This is a genomic window from Pseudarthrobacter sp. NPDC058119, assembly GCF_042884655.1.
Lineage (GTDB): Bacteria > Actinomycetota > Actinomycetes > Actinomycetales > Micrococcaceae > Arthrobacter.
On record NZ_JBHVTN010000007.1, the window covers coordinates 121406 to 145095 of the forward strand.

Below are 23690 nucleotides of genomic sequence, written 5' to 3' on the forward strand. Positions count from 1 at the left end.
CCGGAACGCAGCCGCAGTGCAGCGTTCAGGGCACCGACCCGACGTTGGAGAACTAGATGGGCCAGCTGTCCGGACCGACCGATCCCACCGCCGATGCCCACTGGGAACACAACCATCCGCGTAAGGGATTCTTTACCGACACCTCGATCTGCATCGGCTGCAAGGCCTGCGAAGTGGCGTGCAAGGAGTGGAACCACAACCCGCAGGACGGCAGCCTCGAACTGCTGGGTTCCTCCTACGACAACACCGGTTCGCTGGGTGCCAGCACGTGGCGTCATGTCGCCTTCATCGAACAGGGCCAGGAACGCATCGTCGAAGCCCGCGAATCCGGCCGGGCCCTGGTCAGCCTGGGCATGCCCCGGATCGGTCCCCCCACGCCGGCTGCGATGGACCAGGCTGACACCACCCCGCCGGACACCGCCGACTTCCGCTGGCTGATGTCCTCCGACGTCTGTAAACACTGCACCCATGCCGGGTGCCTGGACGTATGCCCCACCGGCGCGCTGTTCCGCACCGAGTTCGGCACCGTGGTGGTCCAGGACGACGTCTGCAACGGCTGCGGAACCTGCGTGGCAGGGTGCCCGTTCGGCGTGATTGAGCGCCGCAGCAACGGCACCGTCAAGGTCGCCACCAGCCGGGAGGAACAGCACGCCAAGCATCCCGCAGTCCCCAACGAGGGCATCGCCCAGAAATGCACGCTGTGCTACGACCGCCTGGTGGCCGATGAGACGCCTGCGTGTGCAAAGGCGTGCCCTACGACGTCCATCAAGTTCGGCGACCACGACGCCATGGTGGAGACGGCCCGGGAACGCGTTGACACCCTGCACGCGCAGGGAATGACCGAGGCCAGGCTGTACGGCGCGAATGAGAACGACGGCGTCGGCGGCACCGGATCGGTGTTCCTCCTCCTCGACGAACCGGAGGTCTACGGGCTTCCGCCGGACCCGCGGGTACCCACAGCTGACCTGCCGACGATGTACCGGCGGGCCGGCCTGGCAGTGGCCGGAATGGCCGCCGCTGCTGCCTTGGCTTTCCTGGGAGGACGCGCGTGACACTTTCCGAGTTCGACGGCTTCCGGCCGTCCGAACCTGCCCGCCGGCGACGTGAGGGCGGCAAACGTGGCACCGGCCGCCGTCGGGACAACGGTGACGGTTCCCGGGAAATGCCGATGGTTCCGGAGCCGGAATTCACTTCCTACTACGGCCGTCCGGTGGTTAAGCCAGCCCCCTGGGGCGACGACGTCGCGATCTACCTTTTCCTGGGTGGCGTGGCTGCCGGCTCGGGCTTCCTTGGGCTCGGCGGGCAGTTGACCGGACGCCCGGTGCTGCGCAGGAATGCCCGGCTGGGCGCCCTGGCGGCAGTGGGCGCCGGAGCAGTCTTCCTGGTGAAGGACCTGGGCAGGCCGGAACGCTTCCTGCACATGCTGCGGACTTTCAAGGTCACCTCCCCGATGAGCGTCGGCTCGTGGATCCTGAGCGCCTTCAGCGCCGGCGCAGGAGTGTCAGCCGTGGCGGAAATCGACCGGATGAGCGGTAACCGGCTGCCCTTGGGTCCCTTGCGCAAGGTCCTGCAGGCGGTCGAAGGACCAGCCGGCATTGAAGCAGCAGTTTTCGCCGGCCCCCTGGCTGCCTATACCGCCGTCCTCCTGGGCGACACTGCCACACCGACATGGAACGCCGCCCATGAGGAACTGCCGTTCGTTTTCGTGAGTTCCGCCTGCCTCGCCTCCGCCGGACTGGCCATGGTCACGACGCCGGTGCGGGAAACAGGTCCGGCGCGGAATCTCGCCGTCCTGGGCGTCCTGGGCGACGTTGCCGCCATGAAGGTGATGGAGCGCCGGATGGACCCGGTTGCCGCCGAACCGCTGCACCAGGGCAAGGCCGGGGCAATGCTCACATGGAGCGAGCGGCTGGCCGTCGCCGGCGGCCTCGGCGCGCTGCTGGGCGGACGGAACCGTGTGGTGGCCGCCGCCTCGGGACTGGCGCTGCTTACCGCTTCGGCGCTGACCCGGTTCGGTGTGTTCGAGGCGGGCCTCGAATCGGCCAGGGATCCGCGGTACACCATTGAACCGCAGAAGAACCGGCTCGCGGCCCGCCGCGCGGCGGGGGTCACTGGGGACTCGATCACTACCGGCAGCTGACCGGCTGCCCGCGGGGCTTTGCGGCTTAGCGGACCTCGATACCCTTTCCTGCGGTGGTGTGCCCAATAACGGGGTGCCCGGGGATCTCGCCCACCACCAGCAGGCCACCCGAGGTCTGGGCATCAGCCAGCAGCAGCAGGTCGTCGTCGCTGACGCCGGGGGTGGCGCTGAGATGCGGCCTGACCCAGTCCAGGTTGCGCCGGGTACCGCCGGAGACGAAGCCGTCCCGGAGCGCCTCACGGGCTCCCTGGATCACCGGTACCGAGGCCAGGTCAATCACTGCTCCCACGCCCGAGGCCCGGACCATCTTGTAAAGGTGTCCAAGAAGGCCGAAACCGGTCACGTCCGTAGCCGCCCTGGCACCGGCAGCCACCGCAGCGTCCGCCGCGTCCCGGTTCAGGGAAGCCATGGTTTCCACAGCCTCAGCGAACACCTCACCGGTCTGCTTGTGCCGGTTGTTGAGAAGCCCGACGCCGATCGGCTTGGTGAGCGTGATGGGCAATCCGGGTAGGGCGGCATCATTGCGGAGCAAACGGTCCGGATGGGCCACGCCGGTCACTGCCATGCCGTACTTTGGCTCCGGATCGTCAATCGAGTGGCCCCCCAACACCGGGCAACCCGCCTGCGAAGCCACACTCAGGCCGCCACGCAGGACTTCGGTCATCAACTCCATGGGCAGGACGCCGCGGGGCCAGCCGACGAGGTTGATGGCCGTGACCGGCCGCCCGCCCATGGCGTAAATGTCCGAAAGCGCATTGGCCGCGGCAATCCGGCCCCAGTCGAAGGCGTCGTTGACCACCGGGGTGAAAAAGTCCGCGGTGGTCAGGACGGCAAGGTCCTCGCGTACCAGGACCGCCGCCGCGTCGTCGCCGCTGTCAAGGCCCACCAGCACCTCGGCCCCGGGCTGGCCGATCAGGCCACGGACCGCATCTTCGAGCTCGCCCGGGGGAATCTTGCAGGCGCAGCCACCCCCGTGGGCATAGTCGGTCAGCCGGACTGCGCCGGCAGCACCGTCATCGAGTTGCTGGATTGACGTCTGGGCCTCATTCACCTGCCCAGCGTACCTTCAAGGCAACCCTGCTATATTGAGGCGCGGTGGCGTCCGGGTCCTGGTGGGCCCCCCGGTCTTCAAAACCGGTGCGGCTGAGCATCTCGGCCTGGCGGGTTCGATTCCCGTCCGCCACCGCCAACTTTCGGCAACGGATGCCGCGATACGAGGAGGGCTGTGGACCAGGTCGATCCCCGGCGCCTGATTCCCCGCACGAACGACCTGCTGGCCTTGCCAGCGGTCCGCGAGGCCCGCACCCGGCTCAACGGGCGGATCATCCGCGAACTCGTCCGGGAAATCCAGGAGCAGGCCCGGAGCGGCGGGCTCCCGCCCGGCCAGGTGGAACCTGCCCTGCTGGCAGCCGTCGCCGCCCGGACAGCGACAACCCTTCGCCCGGTCCTGAATGCCACCGGAGTTATCGTCCACACGAACCTGGGGCGTGCCCCGCTTTCCGAAGGCGCGGTTGCTGCCCTCGTGGCGGCCAGCGGTTACGTAGACGTGGAGCTGGACCTTTCGGACGGCAGCCGTTCCCGCCGCGGCGCCGGTGCCCGTGCCGCCCTTCTCGCTGCGTGTCCGGCGGCCGGGGACGCGCTGGTGGTGAACAACGGTGCGGCAGCGCTGGTGCTCGCCACGACAGCCCTTGCTGCCGGCCGCGAGGTGGTTCTGAGCCGTGGTGAACTGGTGGAAATCGGTGCCGGGTTCAGGCTCACCGACCTGATGGAATCCACGGGCTCGAGGCTTCGTGAAGTAGGCACCACCAACCGGACCCACCTCCATGACTACGCCGGGGCACTCGGACCGGATACCGGGTGCATCCTCAAGGTCCATCCCAGCAACTTCCGCGTTGACGGCTTCACTTCGGCCGTCCCCGTGGATGAGTTGAGCCGCCTGGCTACGGACCACGGGGTGCCCTTGGTGGCCGACCTCGGCAGCGGACTGCTGGCACCGGACCCTTTCCTGCCTGACGAGCCGGATGCCGCCACCGCTTTGGTGAGCGGGGCCGACGTCGTCATTGCCAGCGGCGACAAACTGCTGGGCGGCCCCCAGGCCGGCCTGTTGCTGGGCCGCAGGGAAGTCATTGCGCGGCTGGCCCGCCACCCGTTGGCCCGCGCGGTCAGGGCCGACAAACTTGCCCTCGCCGCCCTGGAGGCGACCGTTGCCGGCAGCGCGCCGCCGGTAGTCCAGGCCCTGCACGCCGACGCCGGGCAGTTGCGCCGCCGTACCGACCGGCTTGCCCAGGAACTCGGCGCAGCCGTGGTCCCGCACGACGGCAGGGTAGGCGGCGGAGGTGCTCCAGGGGTTCCCCTGGCCGGGTGGGCGCTCCGGCTCCCGGAAGGCGCCGCCCGGCTCCTGCGGACCGGGGATCCGGCCGTGCTGCCGCGTGTCCACGACGGCTACTGCCTGGTCGACCTAAGGTGCGTCCCCGAACAGGACGACGTACGGATCGCAGCGGCGGTGCGGAAGGCCCTGGCAAGCCTCGGAGCCGCGGATGCCGGCGGGGCGGGCTGAGCGGTGCACGTCGTTGCCACGGCCGGACACGTCGATTCCGGTAAAAGCACCCTTGTCCGCGCCCTCACCGGAATGGAACCGGACCGTTGGGAGGAGGAGCGTCGCCGCGGGCTGACCATCGACCTTGGCTACGCCTGGACCACGTTGCCGTCTGGCCAGGATGTCGCGTTCGTCGACGTACCCGGCCACGAACGGTTCCTCGGCAACATGCTGGCCGGTATTGGACCGGCGCCGGTGGTGTGCTTCGTGGTGGCCGCGGACGAGGGCTGGCAGGCCCAGTCCAGCGACCACCGCGACGCCGTTGCGGCGTTGGGCATCGACCACGGGGTCGTGGTGTTGAGCCGGGCAGACCGGGCCACGGGACAACAAGTTGCCGACGTGCTCTCGCGGACCCGCGCAGAGCTGGCCGGGACAGGCCTGCGGGACGCCCCCGCGGTGGTGGTGTCCGCCATCGACGGAACCGGTCTTTCGGAGTTGCGGTCAACGCTCGACGACGTCCTGGCCCGGGTGCCTGCACCGGCCACCACCGGGCGGGTCAGGTTGTGGGTGGACCGCTCGTTCACCATCACCGGTTCCGGAACCGTGGTGACCGGAACCCTGGCGTCAGGAACGCTGACCCAGGGCGACCGGTTGGAACTGCTCGGCCACACCGATACCCGGCCCGTGGTGGTCCGTGGCCTGCAAAGCCGCGACACCTCCTATCCTTCCGTGGAGCCGGCCAGCCGCGTGGCATTGAACCTGCGCGACGTCGCAGCAACGGACATCCGGCGCGGAGATGCCCTGGTCTCCCCGGGCGCGTGGCCCACCACGGCCGTGGTGGGCATCCACCGCACCACGGGGGTGGCCTACACCGACGTACCGGAACAAATCATGGTCCATGTCGGTACCGCATCCGTGCCGGCCCGGCTGCGTCCCTTTGGGGCCGACCACGCCCGGCTGGTCCTTGACCGCCACCTGCCCCTGGTCCTGGGGGACCGGCTGGTGCTGCGCGACCCCGGAAGCCGCTCCGTGCTTGGCGGCGCACGCATCCTCGATGCCGACCCCCCGGCCCTGCGGCGGCGCGGTGACGGCGCGCACTGGGCGGAGCGCCTGGCGGGCATGGACCCGGCCGGTGATGTGCTGGGGGAGGTGGCGGCCCGCAGGGCCGTGCAGTCAGAACACCTGCGCCGGCTCGGAGTGTTGTCCGGGCATGACGCCGAGGCACCGGCCGGCGTGCAGGTCTTTGATGACTGGTGGGTGCACGCTCCCGTTCTTGAAGCCTGGCAGCAGCAGCTGCGCGGCGCGGTCCAGACGCTGCATGAGCGGGACGCGCTGGCACCTGGCCTTTCCATGGGTGCCGCGCGGGACCTGCTTAAATTGCCCGACGAGAAGCTGCTTATCCACGTCATCCGCGGGGCCGGCCTGGAACAGGACGGCGGGCACGTCCGGCTGCCCGGCAGCGAGGGCAACCTTGGCCGCATCGAACCGGCCATCGCCAGGCTGGAGGGCAGGCTTGGCGTGAACGCCTTCCGTGCCCCCGAAGCCGATGAGTTGGCGGCCCTCGGCCTGGGTGCCCGCGAGCTCGCAGCGGCCGAGCGCACCGGACGCATACTGCGGCTGCGCGACGGGGTGGTGCTGCTGCCGACGGCGCCGGCACTGGCCATGCGCACCCTCGCCGGCCTGGAGCAGCCTTTCACCACGAGCCAGGCGCGCCAGGCTCTCGGCACGACACGCCGGATCGCCGTTCCGTTGTTGGAACACCTCGACGAGCGCGGCTGGACCAGGAGGCTCGACGCCGGTCACCGCACCGTGGTGCGCTGACCCGCCGTCGGTCCGGAACCCGGAAAACCCGGCTACCCGGGTCCGCGGTCCTCCGTGACATGGCGCAGGATGTCGTCCACCACGCGGGGGAGCGGCGCGGAGGCATCGATCGAAATGCCGCCCGGCGGGATTTCCTCCCTGGTTTGGTGCAGGCGTTCGATCAGCTGCCGTTCCGCCCGCCGGCCGCCCCATTCGTCCGGCGGCCGCTGGTCGAGTCGCCGGCGCAGTGTTTCGGCATCCGCCTCCAGGACGAAGACGGCATCGAACACGTCTATGAAGGAGGGCAGGTTCCTGGACCCGCCGCAGAAAAATGTCACTGGTTCCCCCTGGTCTGCGGCCAGCTCCCGGACGTCGGCAACCCGCCAGAGGTGATGGCTGTGGACAGCGGTTCCGGTGATCCCAGAAACCGCTTCGCCGGTTTCAGGGTCCCCTTGGTAGGCGAGTTCACGGTCTCCGTTGATGGCCTGGTAGCCGCGCCGCCGCAGTTCATGGCAGACAGCGGTCTTACCTGTGCCGGAGCCGCCCTCCACAAGGTAATTCTTCCTGCCCATGCCTGATGGTACCGGCGCATGGGAGGGGTGTGATGGTTTGATTGGTCAGTGCTCCGTGTAAAACGCTTTGTGGTCTTCAGCCTGTTCGTGCTCTGTGCCAGCGCAGCGTTCTCGTTCTGGATGGTGGGCCAGCCAGGTGCCGGGGCCAACGCCGCCCCGCCGGCACCGCCCCGCGCTGCGGCCCGGCTCCAGGCGGCGGACGGGCTGGCTACTGCCGTCAACGTCACGCCGGTCCCGGAGACCGGGTGGCTTGGAAACGCCGCCGCGGCAACCGGGATCCCCGGCCGGGCGCTGCGCGCCTACGTCAATGCCGCCGTCAGCGCCAACCAGGCCGCTCCCGCATGTGGAATCGGCTGGAACACTTTGGCCGCCGTCGGCTTCGTCGAATCAGCCCATGGAACGTATGGCGGCGGCAGCTTGAGTTCGGCCGGCCAGGCGAGCGGGCCGATCGTGGGCCCTAGCCTCAACGGCGGGGGGTTCGCTGCCATCCCTGACACCGACGGCGGGGCCTTGGACGGTGACGCCCATTGGGACCACGCGGTGGGCCCGATGCAGTTCATCCCCTCCACGTGGCGGATTGCCGGTATGGACGGTAACGGGGACGGGGCAGCGGACCCGTTTAATATTGACGATGCCGCCTTGAGCGCGGCCACCTACCTGTGCACCCGCGGCGGTGACCTCACCACTGCCCAGGGCTGGACGGATGCGGTGCACGCCTACAACCAGTCAGACGCCTACCTCCGCCAGGTGCGCTCCCAGGCAACCGCCTACGCAGCGGCAGCTGACACGGTCCAATGACGGGCATGCTGACGAATCAGCGGTTTCTTGCGCCCGGGACGGTCAGGCGGGCTGCCAGGTAACGGGGAGCTCCTTCAGCCCGTAAACGATGCTGCTTTCCATGCGTTCCAATTCCGCTCCGGGAGCCAGGGCCAGGCCCGGCAAACGGGTCAGCAGCGCCTCCATGGCGATCCTGGCCTCAAGGCGTGCCAGCGGGGCGCCCAGGCAAAAGTGGATACCGTGGCCGAACGCCAGATGCCGGTTGGGGCTGCGGTCGATGTCGAACTCAGCCGCCGCCGGGAACTGCTGACCGTCGCGGTTGGCCGAGCCGATCCACGCCACGAGCGGAGCTCCGGCGGGAACCCGTTGGCCGCCGAGGACAGTTTCCGCGACGGCCACCCGGTACATGGACTGGACGGGGGACCGAAAGCGGAGGACTTCTTCGAGCGCCTGGGGGAGCAGGCCCGGTTCCTTGAGGAGGCGGCCAAGCGTGCCGGGTGATTCGGCCAGGCACAAGACGGCGTTGCCGATCAGGTTGGTAGTGGTCTCATTGCCGGCAACCAGCAGCAGGCTGCAGAAACCCAGCAGTTCAGGCACCGTAAGCCGTTGGCCGTCGATCTCTGCGGACAGCAGGCTGCTGATGAGGTCTGTGCCGGGCCGGGTCCGGCGCCGGTCGATCAGGGCGAGGAAGTATTCCACCATCTCTGACGTGGTAGCGTCCTGGGTTTCGGCCGCGGGAGCGGTCCGCGTTTGGCTGACAATGACATCAGACCAGTGCTTGAAGCGTTCCCGGTCCTCCGCGGGGATGCCCAACAGCTCCGAGATCACGATGACCGGCAACGGGTAGGCCAAGTCCCTGATCAAGTCCGCACTTCCGCCGGCAGCGATCCGGTCAAGGAGCTCGTTTGTGAGTCGGGCAATACGTGGAGCCAGCGCGTCAACGGCTTTGGGGGTGAATGCCTGCGTGACCAGGGAACGCAACTGTCGGTGCCTCGGGGGATCGGTGGTGATCAGGCTCGCCGCGAACAGTTGCCCGGTGCCGGATGGATTGTCCCCTCCCATCCGCGATGAAAACGTGGCGTGTTCCGACAACACCCGCTGGACGTCGTCGTACCGGAACACATGCCAGCTCCCCGACTGCCCATCCTGAAAGACCGGAGCCGTGGCCCGCATGCGCTCATACTGCGGAAAGGGATCAAGCGGATATTCGGCGGACTGGGTGGAATCCATGATGGCCTCTCTGCCAGCCGGCGCCTCCGGGCACGAAAAGCGCCGGGCCCTTGTTTGACTGACCGGAGATTCTTGATCCTAGCCTCGGCGTGCACCGGCGTCATCAGGTACGGCAGCCTGCGCGTCCCGCAGACCCAAGGCCAGGGTTAGGGTAAGTTCAGGCCCATGGAATGTGTGGTGATCTACAGCTTGCGCGAGGGCGTGGACAGATCAACGGTCATGGCCGTCTATCCCCGCCACAAGGCGTACTACGAGGCGTTTACGGCCGCCGGGGGAGGGCTGACCGCCCTGGGCCCTTTCCAGTCACCCGAGCCCGGCCTGAGCTCCATGGGGATCTTCACCTCGCGTAGTGAAGCTGAACGGTTCATTGCCGGAGACCCGTTCGTGACGGAGGGCCTCGCGGACCCCAGGCTGCTCGAATGGAACGTTGTGCACCTCGCTTGAAGGACGCGGCAGCACGCAACCTCCCCATCAACCGCAACTGAACGCGAGGACACCATGCAGCACCGGACCCTGGGCCACAGCGGCGCTATCGTCACCAGCTTCGCGCTGGGCACCATGACCTTCGGCGCGGAAGCGACCGAGGAAACCTCCCATGACATCCTGGACAGCTACTTCGAAGCGGGCGGCAACTTCATCGATACCGCCGACGTCTACAGCTCGGGGGTGTCCGAAGAGATCATCGGACGCTGGCTGGCCGGGCGGCCGGGCCTGAGGGACCAGGCGGTGATCGCCACCAAGGGGCGTTTTCCCATGGGAACGGCACCGAACGACGTCGGGACATCCCGCCGGCACTTGACCCGCGCACTGGATGATTCCCTCCGCCGCCTGGGCGTGGAACAGATCGACCTCTACCAGATGCACGCGTGGGACCCCATCACCCCCGTGGAGGAGACCCTTCGGTTCCTGGATGATGCCGTGGGCCGCGGGAAGATCGCATACTACGGGTTCTCGAATTTCCTGGGCTGGCAGCTCACCAAGGCCGTCCATGTTGCACGCGGCCACGGCTGGAACCCGCCCGTCAGCCTGCAGCCCCAGTACAGCCTCCTGGTCAGGGACATCGAACACGAGATCGTACCGGCCGCGCTTGACGCAGGAATCGGCCTGTTGCCATGGTCGCCCCTGGGTGGCGGATGGCTGTCCGGCAAGTACCGGCGCGACCAGCAGCCCGCCGGGGCAACCCGGCTGGGGGAGAATCCCGATCGCGGCATGGAAGCCTGGAAGGCACGCAATGACAACCCGCGCACGTGGACAGTCATCGACGCCGTCGAAGATATCGCAGCCCAGCACAATGTGAGCCCGGCCCAGGTGGCCCTCGCCTGGCTGGTGCACCGGCCTGCCGTGACCTCCGTGATCCTGGGTGCCCGGTCCACGGAGCAGCTCGCCGACAACCTGGCGGCCGCCCACCTGCAGCTCAGCGCCGACGAGGTCACCCGTCTCACCCAGGCCAGCCAGCCCGGCGTGGGGGTCTATCCCTACGGGCCCATGGCCCAGGAGCAGCGGAGCCGCAAAATGGAGGGCGGACGGTAGCGGAACGCCGCGGCGCGGGAGCAGGGGCGGCCCTTACCGGGTGTGCTTGAGCACGTCCGGTAGCTCTTCCACATAAACCGTCTGCGGCGGGTCGAAGTAGATCACCAGGACTTCAGCGCCCACCGGGAAGTCGCTGGTCTTGTCGAACGGATGGGCGTGGAACGCCATGGTGCCGCCAAGGTAGGGCAGCATGACTTCGCCGATGGTGCCCGGGCCGATGCGGCCGGTCACCCGCCCGATTTTCCCGGTCAGGCTCCTGTCGACCTCCCTGTGCATGGATTCCTACGCCCCGGAAGCAGTGGGCGGCCGCTTGGCGTCCTTGCCGTTCTTCAGCGCGGACCTGAGGGCCGGCAGGTAGTCACCTGCCTGGGCCAGGATTCCGCCGAGCATCTTGTTGACGCCCTCACCGCCGTTCAGGACGGTCATTTGCCCCACGTGCGAGAACGGCTCAGCGGCGGCGGCAATGATGGCCGGCATGCTTTCCGCGAGCTGCTGGGAGATGACCGCGTCCTGGTTGGTGGCGAGAGCCTCGGCCCGCGCTTTGATGCCGTCCGCCTCGGCCAGTGCCTTGGCTTTGATCGCTGACGCGGCAGCATCGCCCTTGGCTTTGGTAGCGGCCGCCTCGGCCTCGCCCGTAACCTTGGTGGCTCCGGCGGCGGCCGCCGCTGCCGTGGCGTTGGCCTGGGCTGTCACTTCGGTCCGGCGCGCGTTGGCCTGGGCCTCAAGCTCGGTGCGGCGTGCCAGTGCCTCGGCGGCGCTGATGTCCGCGGCTTTCTGGCCCTCTGCATCCGTGCGCTTGGCATAGGCCTTCGCATCGGCAGGTTTCCTGATGGTTGTCTGCAGCTTTTGCTCTTCCCGGTCCGCCTCCAGCTTGGCCACCTCAGTTTCCTGCACCACCACCTGTTGACGGGCCGTGGCCTCGGCCAGCGGCCCGGCCTGGGCGGCATTGGCCCGGGCGCGTTCGGCATTGGCCTGCGCCACCGACTGCCGGATCGCCGAGACACTCTGCGCATCCGCGATCAGGGCTGCGGCCTCCGCTTCCTTTTCCGCGGCTTCCCGGTTCCGCGTAGCCTCGGCGATCCGGGCCTCCATCTTTACCTGGGCAATATGCGGTTTCGCGATGTTCTGGATGTAGCCGGTGGGGTCCTGCAGGTCCTTGATCTGCAACGAGTCCACCACCAGTCCGAGTTTCTCCATCTCCACGCCGCTGGCGCTGCGGACCTGCGAGGCGAGTTTGTCCCGCTCGCGGATGATCTCCTCCACCGTCATGCTGCCAATGATGGAGCGCAGGTGGCCCTCGAAGACGTTGTAGACCTGGCTTTCCATTTTGGGCTGCTGCCCCAGGAAACGGCGGGCGGCATTGGCGATAAAGGGCGGCGCGTCCCCGATTTTGTAAATAACCACGCCTTCGACAATGACCTGGATGCCCTGTGAGGTGACGCAGGAGACTTTAAGCTCGGTTTCATTCAATGTCAGCGAGAGCGGCCGCACGGTCTGCAGTCCGGGAAGGACCAGGGCACCTTTGCCCGTGACAATCTTGAAATCCATTCCCTCCCTGGTTTCCAGGGTTCCGCGGGTCAGCCCGGAAATGATCAGGGCTTCGTTTGGTTCAGCCACTTTCCACATCAGCTTGGTGGCCACCCACACAAACCCAATGGCAAAGAGCACTCCCAGAATAATGGCGATCAGCGGAAAGAACGCTGCAAAGTCCGGCATAACCAGATCCTTTCAATGCCGCTTCGCGGCATCACGGTAAAACCCCAATAAAAACAGCCACCATTTACCCGGCTAGGTGAAACAGCCATCATTTCCGGTGTTGCTGGCCCGCTGTTGTAGACAGTCTGGTTCGGCCCCGACCAAGAGTCCATAGCCGCGCCAATATTTGCCTGCAGCAACCATAAAAGACGCGCGACGGCGGCACGGGAAGTCCGGGGCCGACGCCTTGCAGCCCGGGAAACCGTTGACATGGGCAACTAGTGCTCGCACGATGGACATGGGTCCGCAAGGCGGGTCCAGCGCCAGGCATTGACACATTCTTTCGTTGTTTTTGCCATAAGGCCGGGCGTTCTACTGCATCTGACCAACGGAGTGATGATGAGTATTCAAGGAGTGACCCGGGAGCAGGCCGTACGGCGCGCCACGGTAGCGAGCGTGGTGGGTACCACCATCGAGTGGTACGACTTCTTCCTGTACGGGACTGCCGCCGCCCTGGTGTTCCCCCAATTGTTCTTCCCGGGCCAGGTTGCCTTCGCCGGCGTGCTGGCCGCTTTCGGTACCCAGTTTGTCGGATTTGTTGCCAGGCCAATCGGCGCGGCCATCTTCGGCCATTTCGGTGACAGGATCGGGCGCAAGACGACCCTCATGGCCACGCTGTTCCTGATGGCCTTTGGCACGGTCCTGATCGGCTGCCTGCCCACGTACCAAAGCATCGGCGTGGCCGCGCCGGTCCTGCTGGTCCTGCTCCGGATCATCCAGGGAATCGGCGTGGGAGGCGAATGGGGCGGGTCGGTCCTGCTGAGCATGGAATGGGGCGACCAAAACCGCCGCGGACTGTCCGCTTCCTGGCCGCAGATCGGCGTGCCGCTGGGGCTGGTCCTGTCCACCGGCGTCGTCAGGATCACTACTGCCGCAACGGGTACTGAAGGGTTTGCTGCCTACGGCTGGCGGATACCGTTCATCCTGAGCCTCATCCTGATCGGCGTGGGCCTGTTCGTCCGGCTGCGTGTCATCGAAAGCCCGGAGTTCGACGAAGTCCGCAAATCGAACAAGGTGGTGCGCGCCCCCATCATCGAGGTCATCCGCCGGCAGCCCAAGGAAATCCTCCTTTCAGCCCTGGTGCGTACTTCCGAGCAGGCGCCGTTCTACCTCTTCATCACGTTCGTGATCACCTACGCCACCAAGCAGTTGAAGCTGGACAGCAACTCGATCCTGGATGACACGCTGATCGCGGCGGCGCTGGGGCTGATCAGTGTTCCCCTGTTTGGGCGCCTGTCCGACCGTTTCGGGCGGCGGCGCGTATATGGAACCGGCATCGTCCTCACCGCGCTGTTCGCATTTCCCTACTTTGGCCTCCTGAACACCCGCGATTCCCTCTGGGTGGGCGTTGCCGTGGTGGTCAGCCTGATCCTTCACGACATCCAATACGGCCCGCAGGCCGCCCTGATCGCCGAGAGCTTCGACACCGACATCCGCTACACGGGCGCAGGCCTGGGCTACCAATTGGCCAGCGTCATTGCCGGCGGCCCGGCACCCCTTATCGCTGCCGCTTTGTTGGCCACCTACGGCAACTCGACCTCAATCGCGCTGTACATCATCCTCTGCTGCGTGATTGCCATGGCGGCCCTGATCCTCCTGCCCCGGGCCAAGGGGGCGCTGGCCAAGGACTCCGCTGCCGCCGCCATGCCAAGAAACCTGTAGGACCGGATGCGGACGGACTTTCAACCCGGAGAACTGGGGCCGCGGGCCTTCTACAAATTCCTGACGTCGGTGGTGGTTCCGCGGCCCATCGCGTGGGTGTCCAGCACGTCCCTGGCAGGGGTGGACAATCTCGCGCCGCACTCGTTTTTCACTGTCGCCTCGGTGGACCCGCCCATCATCCAGTTCACCTCCGTCGGCGAGAAGGATTCGCTGCGGAACATCGAAGCGACGGGGGAGTTCGTGGTGAACCTCGCACCGGCAGCGCTGATCCAGGAGGTCAATGCCACCGGCACCAATTTCAGTGCCGATGTGAGCGAATTCGACGCCGCCGGCCTGGCCCGTGAGTCCAGCGCCAAGGTCCGGCCGCCCCGGGTCAAGGACTCTCCGGCAGTCCTGGAATGTTCGCTTCACCAGACGCTGCGCATGGGGGACTGCGTCCTCGTGTTCGGCCTGGTGGTGCACGCAGCTGTCCTGTCCCGGGTGCTCGAAGGTGACCACCCGGACGTGACCGGGCTTGATCCCCTGTCACGGCTGGGCGGGGACGAGTGGGGCATGCTCGGGCCCATCCGCCACCTGCCGCGGATCCGCGTCTCGCAGTGGCCCGGTTCTTTCACACCACGGGAGGACGCATGACGGAGCCCGGCATGGAAAGCAGAAAAGCCCCGGGGGAGGCAGGGTTCTGATGGCGACGGTCAGTGTTGACGAGGTGGAGTCCATTGCCACGGTTTCCTTCGGCAGCGGTGAGCGGCTCAATGCCCTGGGCCAGCGGGACTGGGAGGATATGCGGTGCGCAGTGCACGGACTGGCTTCCGAGCCCACCCTGCGCGCCGTCGTGGTGCGCGGCCGCGGTGGAGTGTTTTGCGCCGGCTCTGACATCCGCGAGTGGGACGGGACATCGGGCGCCGACGTCGGCATGACCTTCGATGTGCTGGAAGCCGCCCTGCAGGCGCTCGAGGACTTACCCGTCCCGACCCTGGCCGTGGTCGAGGGGGTTGCGGCCGGCGGAGGCTGCCAGCTTGCCCTCGCCTGCGACCTTCAACTGCTGACCCCCACGGCCCGGATCGGGATGCCCGTGGCACGCTTGGGCTTGCTGGTCCCGGCCACCTTCGCCGCCCGCCTCGCACTGCGGGTAGGTCCGTCCCGGGCCAAGGACCTTCTTTACACGGGCCGCATGCTCACTGCCCGCGAGGCGTGGGACATGGGGCTGGTCACCACCCTCACCCCCGACGACGACGCGGACGCGGCCCTGGCTGCGGTCCTCGACCCCTGGAAAGGGGTTTCTGCGGTTTCCTTGAAGGCAACGAAAGCAGCGGTGGACGATGGCCTGGGCCTCCTGACAGAGTCCGTCCGCCGCGCGCCGAAGGGCCCTGCGGTGGATCCCGTGGAATTCCGGGACCGGGTCACGGGCTTTCTCCACCGGCGGACCGGGGCGGGTCCGCCGGCTCCACCACCGTGATGTCCAAGGGCATCCGGTTGACGCGGCGCAGGCGTCCCGCGAGCACGCTGCGGAGTCCGTGAGCTACCATCCGCCGCTTGGTCAGGAACCTGAATTCCGGATGGTCCGAGGTGACAAGGTCCACGATGGGCAACGCCGCCTCGCCCGCGTTCTGTCCCCACAGCCCCACCACCACCTGCAGGCCGCTGAGGCGCTGTTGGTAGCCAGGCTGGGACCGCACCCGCGCCAGGAGTGCAGTTTCCACGAGACCGGGGTTCATGCCGTGCACCCGGACGCCTGTGCCCTTGGTTTCCAGGCGGAGTGTCTCGGTGAACTGGCGGACCCACCGCTTGCTTGTGGCGTAGGCGTTCTGCAGCACTACCGGACCCCGGTCACCCTGGCCGTAGAGGTTGACCAGGTCGCCATGCCCCTGGCCCACGAACACCGGCAAGGCAACCCTGGAGCCGTGGAAGGTACCCAGGATGTTGGTGCGTACCACGCGCGTGAAGTCGTCCACCGGCGTCGACGCCGTGGGGCCGTAAACCCCAGGCGTGCCCGCGTTGTTGACCCAGATATCCAAGGTTCCCCGGGTAAGGGCCTGGTCGCGAAGCGCCTCAACGTCCGCCGGCTCGGCGGTGTCGCAGGGGCGTCCGGATGCCGCGATCCCTTCATCCTGCAGGCTGCGGACGGCGGCAGCAACGTCGTCGCCGGACCTCGCTGCCAGCACCACCGCTGCGCCGTGGAGACCCAGCACGCGGGCCATGGCAAACCCCAGCCCGCGTGACGAACCGGTCACCACCGCTACCCGGCCGCGCAGGATGTCCTGGGCGGGCACCGCCCGTTGGATCCGCATCCCCCTGTCCTACGCCGCTGCAGCCGTGACGGCAAGTGGTCGCGCCTATTGCTCCTTGCCGGTGGATGCTGCGCGGAGAGCTGCCGCGAGGTAGGGGGCAGTACGGCTGCCGCGGGAACGCGCGACGGCGGCCGGGTGGCCGGCGGCGACGATCCTGCCGCCGGCGTCGCCACCGGCGGGCCCCAAATCCATCACCCAGTCGGCGGCCGCCACCACGTCCATGGCGTGTTCCACGACGATCACCGTATTCCCGGCGTCCACCAGGCGGTTCAGTTGTGCCATGAGGAGCTGGACGTCGGCCGGGTGCAGGCCGGTGGTGGGCTCATCCAGCAGGTACAGGGTGTGCCCGCGGCGTGCCCGCTGCAGTTCCGTGGCCAACTTGATCCGCTGCGCCTCCCCGCCGGACACTTCGGTGGCGGGCTGGCCCAGCCGGAGGTAGCCCAGTCCCACCTCCTGGAGCGTCTGGAGCGACCGGGCAGCGGCGGGCACCCCGGCCAGGAATCCGGCGGCGGCGTTGACCGTCATGCCCAGAACTTCGGCGATGTTCCTGCCCTGATAGGTGACCTCCAGGGTTTCCGGGGTGTACCGGGTTCCGTCGCATTCCGGACACGGGCCGTAACTGCCGGGAAGAAACAGGAGCTCCACGGCCACGAAACCTTCGCCCTGGCAGGTTTCACACCGGCCCCCTGCCACGTTGAAGGAAAAGCGGCCGGCCCCGAACCCCCGGCTTCGGGCAGCACCGGTGGCGGCGAATTCCTTGCGGACCGCATCGAACAGGCCCGTGTACGTGGCCAGATTGGAGCGCGGAGTCCGCCCGATCGGTTTTTGATCCACTTTCACCAGGCGGTCAATCCGCTCCAACCCGGATACGTGCCCCACGGTGACCGGCCCGCTCTGTTCCCCGGCGTCGTCGTCCGGCTCCTCGGCGGATCGTGCGGTCCCGGCGTGGACCACGGCGCCGGCGACATCGGCCAGAACCCGGCTTACCAAGGTGGATTTTCCGGAACCGGAGACCCCGGTGACTGCTGTCAGGACGCCGAGCGGAAAAGTTGCGTCCAGGTTCCGCAGGTTGTGGCGGCTGACGTCCCGCAGTTCCAGCCACCCGGTTGCTTCGCGCCGGGCACCGTGGCGGGCGCCGTCGTCGTCGCCCCTGTCCGCCCGGGGGCCGCCGGGGAACAGGAACGGCCGCGTTACGGACTCCGGCACTCCGTGGAGGCCCTGCACGGGGCCGCTGTAGAGCACATTGCCGCCGTCCTCGCCGGCCAGGGGTCCCACGTCAACCAGCCAGTCCGCCCGGCGGACCATGTCCATGTTGTGTTCCACCACGAAGACGGAATTTCCAGATGACTTAAGCTGCTCCAGGACGGCCAGGAGGGGTTCGGCGTCGGCGGGGTGCAGGCCCGCAGACGGTTCGTCCAGCACATAGATGACACCGAACAGCCCCGACCGGAGCTGGGTGGCGATCCGCAGCCGCTGCATCTCCCCGGGTGAAAGCGTGGGCGTGGCCCGTCCCAGCGCCAGGTACCCCAGTCCCAGATCCAGCAGCACGGTGATGCGCTGAAGCAAGTCGCGGGTGATGGCCAGGGCCACTTCGTTGGACTCCGATGACTGCTTGCGGGATGCTGTCCCCGCCGCGGCCAGGGTGGTGGTGGGGCGGATGACAGCGGCGAGTTCGGTGAGGGGTACCGCGTTCAGCGCGGCGATAGTGTGGCCGGCGAAGGTCACCGCGAGGGCTTCGGGCCTGAGCCCCGCGCCGCCGCACCGCGGGCACGGCCCGGTCACCATGAAGCGCAGGACTCTTTCCCGCATGGCGGGGCTCTTGGAATCGAGCAGCGTGTGCATGACGTAGCTTTTGGCACTCCAGAACCTGCCCTTGTAGGGCTTGGCCACGCGGTCCCGCTGGGGAGTCACCTCCACCACTGGCTGCTCTTCGGTGAACAGGATCCAGTCCCGCTGTTTCCGCGGCAACTGCCGCCACGGGACGTCCACGTCGTAGCCGAGGTGGGTGAGGATGTCGCGCAGGTTCTTGCCCTGCCACGCGCCGGGCCATGCGGCGATGGCCCCGTCGCGGATGCTCAGCGAGGGATCGGGCACCAGGGACGCCTCCGTGACGGTGTGGGCCGTGCCCAGCCCGTGGCATTCCGGGCAGGCGCCGGCCGCGGTGTTGGGGGAGAAGGCGTCCGAGTCCAGCGGCGCCGCGCCCTCCGGGTAGCTGCCTGCGCGGGAAAACAGCATCCGGAGCGAGTTGGACAGCGTGGTGACTGTGCCGACCGTGGACCGGGACGTCGCGGTTCCGCGGCGCTGCTGGAGGGCGACGGCGGGCGGCAGCCCGGTGATGTGGTCCACCTTGGGGTTGTGGCCCTGCTGGATGAGCCGGCGGGCGTAGGGCGCCACCGATTCGAAGAACCGGCGCTGCGCCTCAGCGTAGATGGTGCCGAAGGCCAAGGATGACTTGCCGGAACCGGAGACCCCGGTGAACGCCACGATCGCATCCCGCGGCACGTCCACGCTGACGTTCCGCAGGTTGTTTTCACGGGCACCGCGCACGCGGACGAATCCGTCTTCGGCGTTGTCCCCCGCGGGGGCAGAGGTGTTCGGCGCGGTCAAGGGCCTGGTGTTCTGTTTGGCATGCACCGCTTCGACTCTAGTAGCCGTCCGGGCGTGGCCCGGACTTTCCGGGACCTGTCGGGACGGCGCAGACGGATTTACACTGAAGCATTCCGCGGCGCAGGCAGGGGAAGCGGCGAAAACAGAAGATCAACTACATAGGTGGAAGGGCCGGCCATGGGCAACGCGTCGCAGGGAGCTAACAGGGCAGTATCCGAGGCTGCGTCGGCGAGCCGCAGCCCGGCAGTGCGCATTCTGGCACGCGCCGGATTCGTCTTTATCGGCCTGGTCCACATCCTGATCGGGGCCATCGCACTTCAGCTGACACAGGGCCAGGGCGGAGAAGCGGACCAGTCCGGGGCAATCGGTGCCCTGGCCTCCAAACCGGGCGGCGGGATCCTGCTGTGGGCCGGTGCCGTGGCGTGTGCCGCGCTGGCCCTGTGGATGGTCAGCGAGGCAGTTTTCGGGGCACGCACGGAGACCGACTCCAAGAAGAAACTGAAGAACGCAGCCAGCGCTGCGGGAAAGGCGGTGGTCTTCGGTTTCCTTGCCTTCACCTTCGCCGTTTTCGCCTCCGGCGGCAGCAAGAATTCCAGCCAGTCGGCCAGCGATTTCACCGCAAAGCTGATGGGAGTGCCGGCCGGGGTGGTCCTCCTGGTGGTCGTCGGGCTGGCCATCATCGGCGCCGGCGTCTTCTATGCGTACCGCGGTGTTACCCGGAAGTTCATGAAGGACCTGCAGGACCCTGGCAGCGCGCGGACGGCCGTCGAGTGGATCGGCACCATCGGCTACGCAGCCAAGGGCGTGGTGCTCGCCGTCGTCGGAGTTTTGATCATTGTGGCCGCCGCAACGGCGGACCCCTCCAAATCCTCTGGCCTCGACGGTGGGCTGAAGACCCTCGGTTCGCAGCCGTACGGCGTGTTCCTGCTTGCTGCCATCGCGGCCGGGCTCATCTGCTACGGCGTGTATTCCATGGCACGCGCACGGTACGGAAAGTTCTAGGTCCAGGAGCCCCGGCCAGGGGTACCTAATGCCCTAAACGTTCCTGTGCAGTCGCTGTGCATCCTGTTGATCCGGTCACGTTTGGCCCTACAGTAATCCCACAATTGCCTACGATGGGACACGGACAACACGACGAACGGCTGCCGGGCACGTGTCCGGCCCCCCGGTAAATCCAGGCAGGAGGAGGCGCCATGCAGGACAGCGTGCTGCTGCACGGGCACCCCGCCCGGCTGGTGACGGCCGGGGTGGCCGCAATCCTCCTGGCCGTGACATCGGGAAGCGCCGCCCAGACCCGGCCGCCTTCCACCGCGGAACCCCTGGTCCGCGTTGTGGTGGTGGGGGACTCGCTGAGCACCGGCCATGGGACGTCCCCGCAGGAGGCGTGGCCGGCGCTGATGCGCACGGACCCGGGAGTGGCGGGGCTCGAAGTAGTCAACGCGGCCGAGGACGGCAGCGGCTACGTCAGCCTGGGCGACTACAACGGAACCTTCGGGACCCAGGTTGACGATTTCGTCACGCCGGACACCGGAATCGTGGTCTTCTTCGGCTCGGAGAACGACCTTGGCTATGCGTCCTCCGACGTCGGCGACGCTGCGCTGGCGGCGATGGACAGGGCCGAGGCCCTCGCCCCGGAAGCGAGGATCATCGTGGTGGGGCCGCCGTCGTACACGTCAAATCCCGACCCCGGACTGGTCGATATCAGCGACCAGCTCAGGACCGCCACTGCGAAGGCCGGCGCAGAATTCGTCGACCCAATCTCGGAAGGCTGGATCAGCGACGACTTTGACGACCTGATCGGCCCCGACGGCGACCACCCCACCGTGCTGGGCCAGCATTACCTGCTGGAGCATATCGGCGCGTACCTTGAGCAGGCGGCGCCGGCGGCCGAGGCTGCACTGGAAGGCCGCCAGGACCTGCACAAACCGGCCGCCTAGGATCCCCGGGAGGCTAGACCAGCGGCCAGGGGTAGCGCATCCCCGTGTGGTCAACCGGAAGTACCATGTCCTGCAGCACGCGCTGCACCCTGCGCTGGAGGGCGGCCACTTCAGCGGGGTGGAGCAGCTTGGCCAGCCCCGCGGGAACGACTTCGGCCAGGGGACGGATGTCCTCCAGCAGGTTGTCCGGGATGGGGTCGCCGGCGAAGTCCCAGATCACGGTGCGCAGCTTGAAGGCGGCGGAGAAGCACAGGCCGTGGTCGATGCCCCAAATCCGGCCGTCGGTACCGCGCAGCACATGGCCGCTTTTTCGGTCCGTATTGTTCGCCACATAGTCGAACAAGGCCATCCGTGCCAGCTCGCCGTGCGTCTCCGGAGCGTCGGCGTACAGGGTGAAATAGTGTTCCTGCTGGTCCCCTTCGATGAACCACTGGAGGGACCCCACGCCGAGCGGGGCGTCCGTGCGCACTACCGTAGGCGGCACCATACCCCAGCCCAATGCCTCGCTCAGCAGGAACGCGGCGCACTCCCGGCGGTACAGGCCGGCGTCGAAATCCGCCAGCGGCCGTTCTCCCGCCTCCGGCTTGTAGACGGCCCACGTCGAATCGCCGTCGCAGGAAAGCTCCGCGAGGAACGTGGCATTGCTGCCGCTCATGATGCGGCCCAGCAGTTCCACCCGGCCCTCGGTGAGGAGGGTCAGCTCCCGCGCGGACACCGCATGCCCCATACGCATCCCGGCCTGCTCACGGCGACCTCAGGCCGCTCAGGGGTTCCGACGTCGAGTTCACCGTGAGCACGGCCGGCGCCTGCCCGTCGGTGTAGGAGATCACCGAGACCGACGCCGGGCTGATCATGATCCGCTGGAAGAGGTCCAGGTGGGTGCCCAGGGCATGGGCCACGGCCGCCTTGATGGGGTCGGCGTGGGAGAAACAGACCACGACGCCGCCGGGGTGGGCTGCCCGGAGATCGTCCAGCGTCGCGACCATCCGTGCCTGCATCCCGGAGAAACCCTCGCCGTTGGGGAAGTGGAACGCCGACGGATTGTGCTGGACAGTTTGCCATTCCGGCAGGCCTGCCAGCCCGGCGAGGGCGGCGCCCGTCCAATCACCGAAATCGCATTCAAGGAGCCCGGCTTCTTCCGTGACCGGCCGTCCGGTGCGGGTGGCGGTGGGCTCCGCGGTTTCCCGCGCCCGTTCCAGGGGCGATGAGTAGACAGCATCGACGGGCAGGCCGGCGAGCCGTTCTGCGGCGGCGTCCGCCTGCGCCCGGCCGCGTTCGGAAAGATGCAGGCCCGGTGCCCGGCCCGGCAGGACGGTTCCGGTGGTGGGCGTCTCGCCATGGCGGACCAAAAGGATCAGCGTGCTTTTTGTCACGGCTCAAGCCTAAGGCCAGCACCACAGGAATCTGGCGGAATCCCTCGATTAGCCGGAGGGCGGGGATTACCGTAGAGGGGTGACTGATCGCCCCGAAATCTACACCGTTGGTGAACTGCGTGCGGCTGGCTACGTCCACAAGGACCTGAGGCACGAAATCCGGGACAACCTCCTCGCCGCCCTGGCGGCGGGGCGTGACCCGTGGCCAGGCCTGTACGGCTTCGGCCGGACTGTGGTTCCGCAGCTGGAGCGGGCACTGCTCGCCGGCCACGACATCGTCCTCCTGGGGGAGCGCGGGCAGGGAAAGACCCGCATCCTCCGCACCCTTGCGGGGCTGCTGGACGAGTGGTCGCCGGTGATCGAGGATTCGGAGCTGAACGAGCATCCCTTGGAACCCATCACCGAACAGTCACGCGCCCGGGCGTTGACCGAGGGCGACCGGCTCCGGGTGGCGTGGCGGCACCGTTCGGAGCGTTACGTGGAGAAGCTCGCGACACCGGATACGTCGGTGGCTGACCTGATCGGCGACGTGGACCCGATGCGGGTGGCCGAGGGCCGCCGCCTGGGCGACCCCGAAACCATCCATTACGGGCTGATCCCGCGCTCCAACCGCGGCATCATTGCCATCAACGAGCTCCCCGACCTGGCTGAGCGCATCCAGGTGGCCATGCTGAACGTCATGGAGGAACGGGACATCCAGATCCGCGGCTATGTCCTGCGGCTTCCACTGGACGTGCTCGTTGTGGCGTCGGCCAACCCCGAGGACTACACCAACCGTGGCCGGATCATCACGCCGCTGAAGGACCGCTTCGGCGCGGAGATCCGCACCCACTACCCGATCGAGCTGGAGGACGAAGTGGCAGTCATCCGGCAGGAAGGACGGCTGGTGGCCGATGTTCCGCCGTTCATCCTTGAAATCCTGGCCCGCTACACCCGGGCGCTGCGGCAATCCCCTGCCGTCAACCAGGCCTCCGGAGTGTCCGCACGGTTCGCCATTGCCGGGGCAGAAACGGTGGCCGCAGCGGCCCTGCGCCGGGCCAGCCTGCGGGGGGAGGACCAGGCGGTCGCCCGGATCATCGACCTTGAGCCTGCCGTGGAGGTGCTGACGGGCAAGCTCGAGTTCGAATCCGGGGAGGAGGGGCGGGAGCAGGGGATCCTGGACCACCTCCTCCGTACCGCCACCGCTGAAGCTGTCCGGGCCCATTTCCAGGGCCTGGACATGGGCCCGCTCGTCGCAGCCCTGGATGGACACCGCACCGTCACCACGGGCGAACAGGTCACCGCAAGGGAGTTCCTCGGAAACCTTCCGTCGCTGAACGGCTCAGGCCTGTATGACGAAATTGGCCGTCGCTTGGGTGCGGCCAACGACGGCCAGCGTGCCGCCGCCGTCGAACTCGCCCTGGAAGGCCTTTACCTCGGCCGGCGGATCTCCAAGGAGTCCGACGACGAGGAAACCATTTACGGCTAAGCCCCAGGAGGCACC

At 67.7% G+C, this 23690-nt stretch carries 22 protein-coding genes and 1 tRNA gene; 14 read left to right on the top strand and 9 right to left on the bottom strand.

The features are described from left to right. Positions 1–56 precede the first annotated feature (56 nt). Entirely contained in the window at positions 57–1052 is a 996-nt protein-coding gene (locus tag ACFVTD_RS15535) for a 4Fe-4S dicluster domain-containing protein (protein WP_387564606.1), read from the top strand. Further along, the gene (gene nrfD / locus ACFVTD_RS15540; RefSeq protein ID WP_387564608.1) at positions 1049–2140 is read left to right on the top strand and encodes an NrfD/PsrC family molybdoenzyme membrane anchor subunit; all 1092 of its coding nucleotides are present in this window, start codon (positions 1049–1051) and stop codon (positions 2138–2140) included. Before ACFVTD_RS15535 ends, nrfD begins: the two co-directional genes overlap by 4 nt. A 25-nt stretch (positions 2141–2165) precedes the next feature. On the opposite strand, the gene selD is transcribed toward nrfD, so the two are convergent. Beyond that, entirely contained in the window at positions 2166–3170 is a 1005-nt protein-coding gene (gene selD / locus ACFVTD_RS15545; protein WP_387564910.1) for a selenide, water dikinase SelD, read from the bottom strand. Positions 3171–3234: 64 nt separating this feature from the next. Between selD and ACFVTD_RS15550 the strand changes: the two genes are divergently transcribed. The 3 genes from ACFVTD_RS15550 (at position 3235) to selB (ending at position 6497) form a co-directional block, all read left to right on the top strand. Next, a tRNA-Sec gene (locus tag ACFVTD_RS15550) sits at positions 3235–3329 on the top strand. A gap of 36 nt (positions 3330–3365) precedes the next feature. Further along, positions 3366–4697 (top strand): L-seryl-tRNA(Sec) selenium transferase, encoded by a 1332-nt coding sequence (selA, locus tag ACFVTD_RS15555; protein WP_387564610.1) that lies wholly within the window; start codon positions 3366–3368, stop codon positions 4695–4697. Between the two features lie 3 nt (positions 4698–4700). Beyond that, positions 4701–6497: a selenocysteine-specific translation elongation factor gene (gene selB, locus ACFVTD_RS15560; protein ID WP_387564611.1), complete on the top strand. Its 1797-nt coding sequence runs from the start codon at positions 4701–4703 to the stop codon at positions 6495–6497. Between the two features lie 32 nt (positions 6498–6529). Here selB and ACFVTD_RS15565 read toward each other — a convergent pair whose 3' ends face one another. Next, positions 6530–7048, bottom strand: coding sequence for an AAA family ATPase (locus tag ACFVTD_RS15565; RefSeq protein WP_387564613.1), 519 nt, complete (start codon positions 7046–7048; stop codon positions 6530–6532). A 48-nt stretch (positions 7049–7096) separates the two neighbouring features. On the opposite strand from ACFVTD_RS15565, the gene ACFVTD_RS15570 reads away from it, so the two are divergent. Beyond that, the gene (locus ACFVTD_RS15570; protein WP_387564615.1) at positions 7097–7846 is read left to right on the top strand and encodes a lytic transglycosylase domain-containing protein; all 750 of its coding nucleotides are present in this window, start codon (positions 7097–7099) and stop codon (positions 7844–7846) included. A 42-nt stretch (positions 7847–7888) separates the two neighbouring features. Here ACFVTD_RS15570 and ACFVTD_RS15575 read toward each other — a convergent pair whose 3' ends face one another. Further along, a complete protein-coding gene (locus ACFVTD_RS15575) occupies positions 7889–9055 on the bottom strand; it encodes a cytochrome P450 (RefSeq protein WP_387564617.1) in 1167 nt (388 codons plus the stop codon). Between the two features lie 177 nt (positions 9056–9232). Between ACFVTD_RS15575 and ACFVTD_RS15580 the strand changes: the two genes are divergently transcribed. Continuing rightward, on the top strand, positions 9233–9499 hold the full coding sequence (locus tag ACFVTD_RS15580; protein ID WP_387564619.1) for a YciI family protein: 267 nt from the start codon (positions 9233–9235) through the stop codon (positions 9497–9499). Positions 9500–9553: 54 nt separating this feature from the next. Continuing rightward, positions 9554–10585 (top strand): aldo/keto reductase, encoded by a 1032-nt coding sequence (locus ACFVTD_RS15585; RefSeq protein WP_387564621.1) that lies wholly within the window; start codon positions 9554–9556, stop codon positions 10583–10585. Positions 10586–10618: 33 nt separating this feature from the next. Here the strand turns inward: ACFVTD_RS15585 and ACFVTD_RS15590 are convergent, their stop codons facing one another. Together ACFVTD_RS15590 and ACFVTD_RS15595 are read right to left on the bottom strand one after the other, a co-directional pair. Beyond that, entirely contained in the window at positions 10619–10861 is a 243-nt protein-coding gene (locus ACFVTD_RS15590; protein ID WP_387564623.1) for a hypothetical protein, read from the bottom strand. Between the two features lie 6 nt (positions 10862–10867). Continuing rightward, on the bottom strand, positions 10868–12301 hold the full coding sequence (locus ACFVTD_RS15595; protein WP_387564625.1) for an SPFH domain-containing protein: 1434 nt from the start codon (positions 12299–12301) through the stop codon (positions 10868–10870). A 378-nt stretch (positions 12302–12679) separates the two neighbouring features. On the opposite strand from ACFVTD_RS15595, the gene ACFVTD_RS15600 reads away from it, so the two are divergent. Genes ACFVTD_RS15600 through ACFVTD_RS15610 form a run of 3 tightly spaced genes read left to right on the top strand, consistent with a single transcriptional unit; the run spans position 12680 to position 15458 of the window. After that, positions 12680–14002: an MFS transporter gene (locus ACFVTD_RS15600; RefSeq protein WP_387564627.1), complete on the top strand. Its 1323-nt coding sequence runs from the start codon at positions 12680–12682 to the stop codon at positions 14000–14002. A 6-nt stretch (positions 14003–14008) separates the two neighbouring features. Continuing rightward, positions 14009–14635 (top strand): flavin reductase family protein, encoded by a 627-nt coding sequence (locus tag ACFVTD_RS15605; RefSeq protein WP_387564629.1) that lies wholly within the window; start codon positions 14009–14011, stop codon positions 14633–14635. A gap of 49 nt (positions 14636–14684) precedes the next feature. Next, positions 14685–15458, top strand: a complete 774-nt coding sequence (locus ACFVTD_RS15610; protein ID WP_387564631.1) for an enoyl-CoA hydratase/isomerase family protein — start codon at positions 14685–14687, stop codon at positions 15456–15458. On the opposite strand, the gene ACFVTD_RS15615 is transcribed toward ACFVTD_RS15610, so the two are convergent. Together ACFVTD_RS15615 and ACFVTD_RS15620 are read right to left on the bottom strand one after the other, a co-directional pair. Next, complete coding sequence (locus ACFVTD_RS15615) at positions 15403–16290, bottom strand: SDR family oxidoreductase (RefSeq protein WP_387564633.1); 888 nt, start codon at positions 16288–16290, stop codon at positions 15403–15405. The genes ACFVTD_RS15610 and ACFVTD_RS15615 overlap by 56 nt on opposite strands. Before the next feature lie 45 nt (positions 16291–16335). Next, positions 16336–18897 carry an ABC transporter gene (locus ACFVTD_RS15620; protein WP_387564912.1) on the bottom strand — a complete coding sequence of 854 codons (2562 nt, stop codon included), beginning with the start codon at positions 18895–18897 and terminating at the stop codon, positions 16336–16338. Between the two features lie 177 nt (positions 18898–19074). Here ACFVTD_RS15620 and ACFVTD_RS15625 point away from each other — a divergent pair, with 177 nt between their 5' ends. Both ACFVTD_RS15625 and ACFVTD_RS15630 read left to right on the top strand, forming a co-directional pair. Beyond that, positions 19075–19899, top strand: coding sequence for a DUF1206 domain-containing protein (locus ACFVTD_RS15625; RefSeq protein ID WP_387564635.1), 825 nt, complete (start codon positions 19075–19077; stop codon positions 19897–19899). A 191-nt stretch (positions 19900–20090) separates the two neighbouring features. Beyond that, the gene (locus ACFVTD_RS15630; protein ID WP_387564637.1) at positions 20091–20834 is read left to right on the top strand and encodes an SGNH/GDSL hydrolase family protein; all 744 of its coding nucleotides are present in this window, start codon (positions 20091–20093) and stop codon (positions 20832–20834) included. Positions 20835–20847: 13 nt separating this feature from the next. On the opposite strand, the gene ACFVTD_RS15635 is transcribed toward ACFVTD_RS15630, so the two are convergent. Together ACFVTD_RS15635 and ACFVTD_RS15640 are read right to left on the bottom strand one after the other, a co-directional pair. Next, entirely contained in the window at positions 20848–21567 is a 720-nt protein-coding gene (locus ACFVTD_RS15635; protein ID WP_387564639.1) for an SCO1664 family protein, read from the bottom strand. A 10-nt stretch (positions 21568–21577) separates the two neighbouring features. Beyond that, positions 21578–22207, bottom strand: a complete 630-nt coding sequence (locus ACFVTD_RS15640) for an MSMEG_4193 family putative phosphomutase (protein WP_387564641.1) — start codon at positions 22205–22207, stop codon at positions 21578–21580. Between the two features lie 79 nt (positions 22208–22286). Here ACFVTD_RS15640 and ACFVTD_RS15645 point away from each other — a divergent pair, with 79 nt between their 5' ends. Continuing rightward, on the top strand, positions 22287–23675 hold the full coding sequence (locus ACFVTD_RS15645) for a sigma 54-interacting transcriptional regulator (protein WP_387564643.1): 1389 nt from the start codon (positions 22287–22289) through the stop codon (positions 23673–23675). Positions 23676–23690 lie beyond the last annotated feature (15 nt).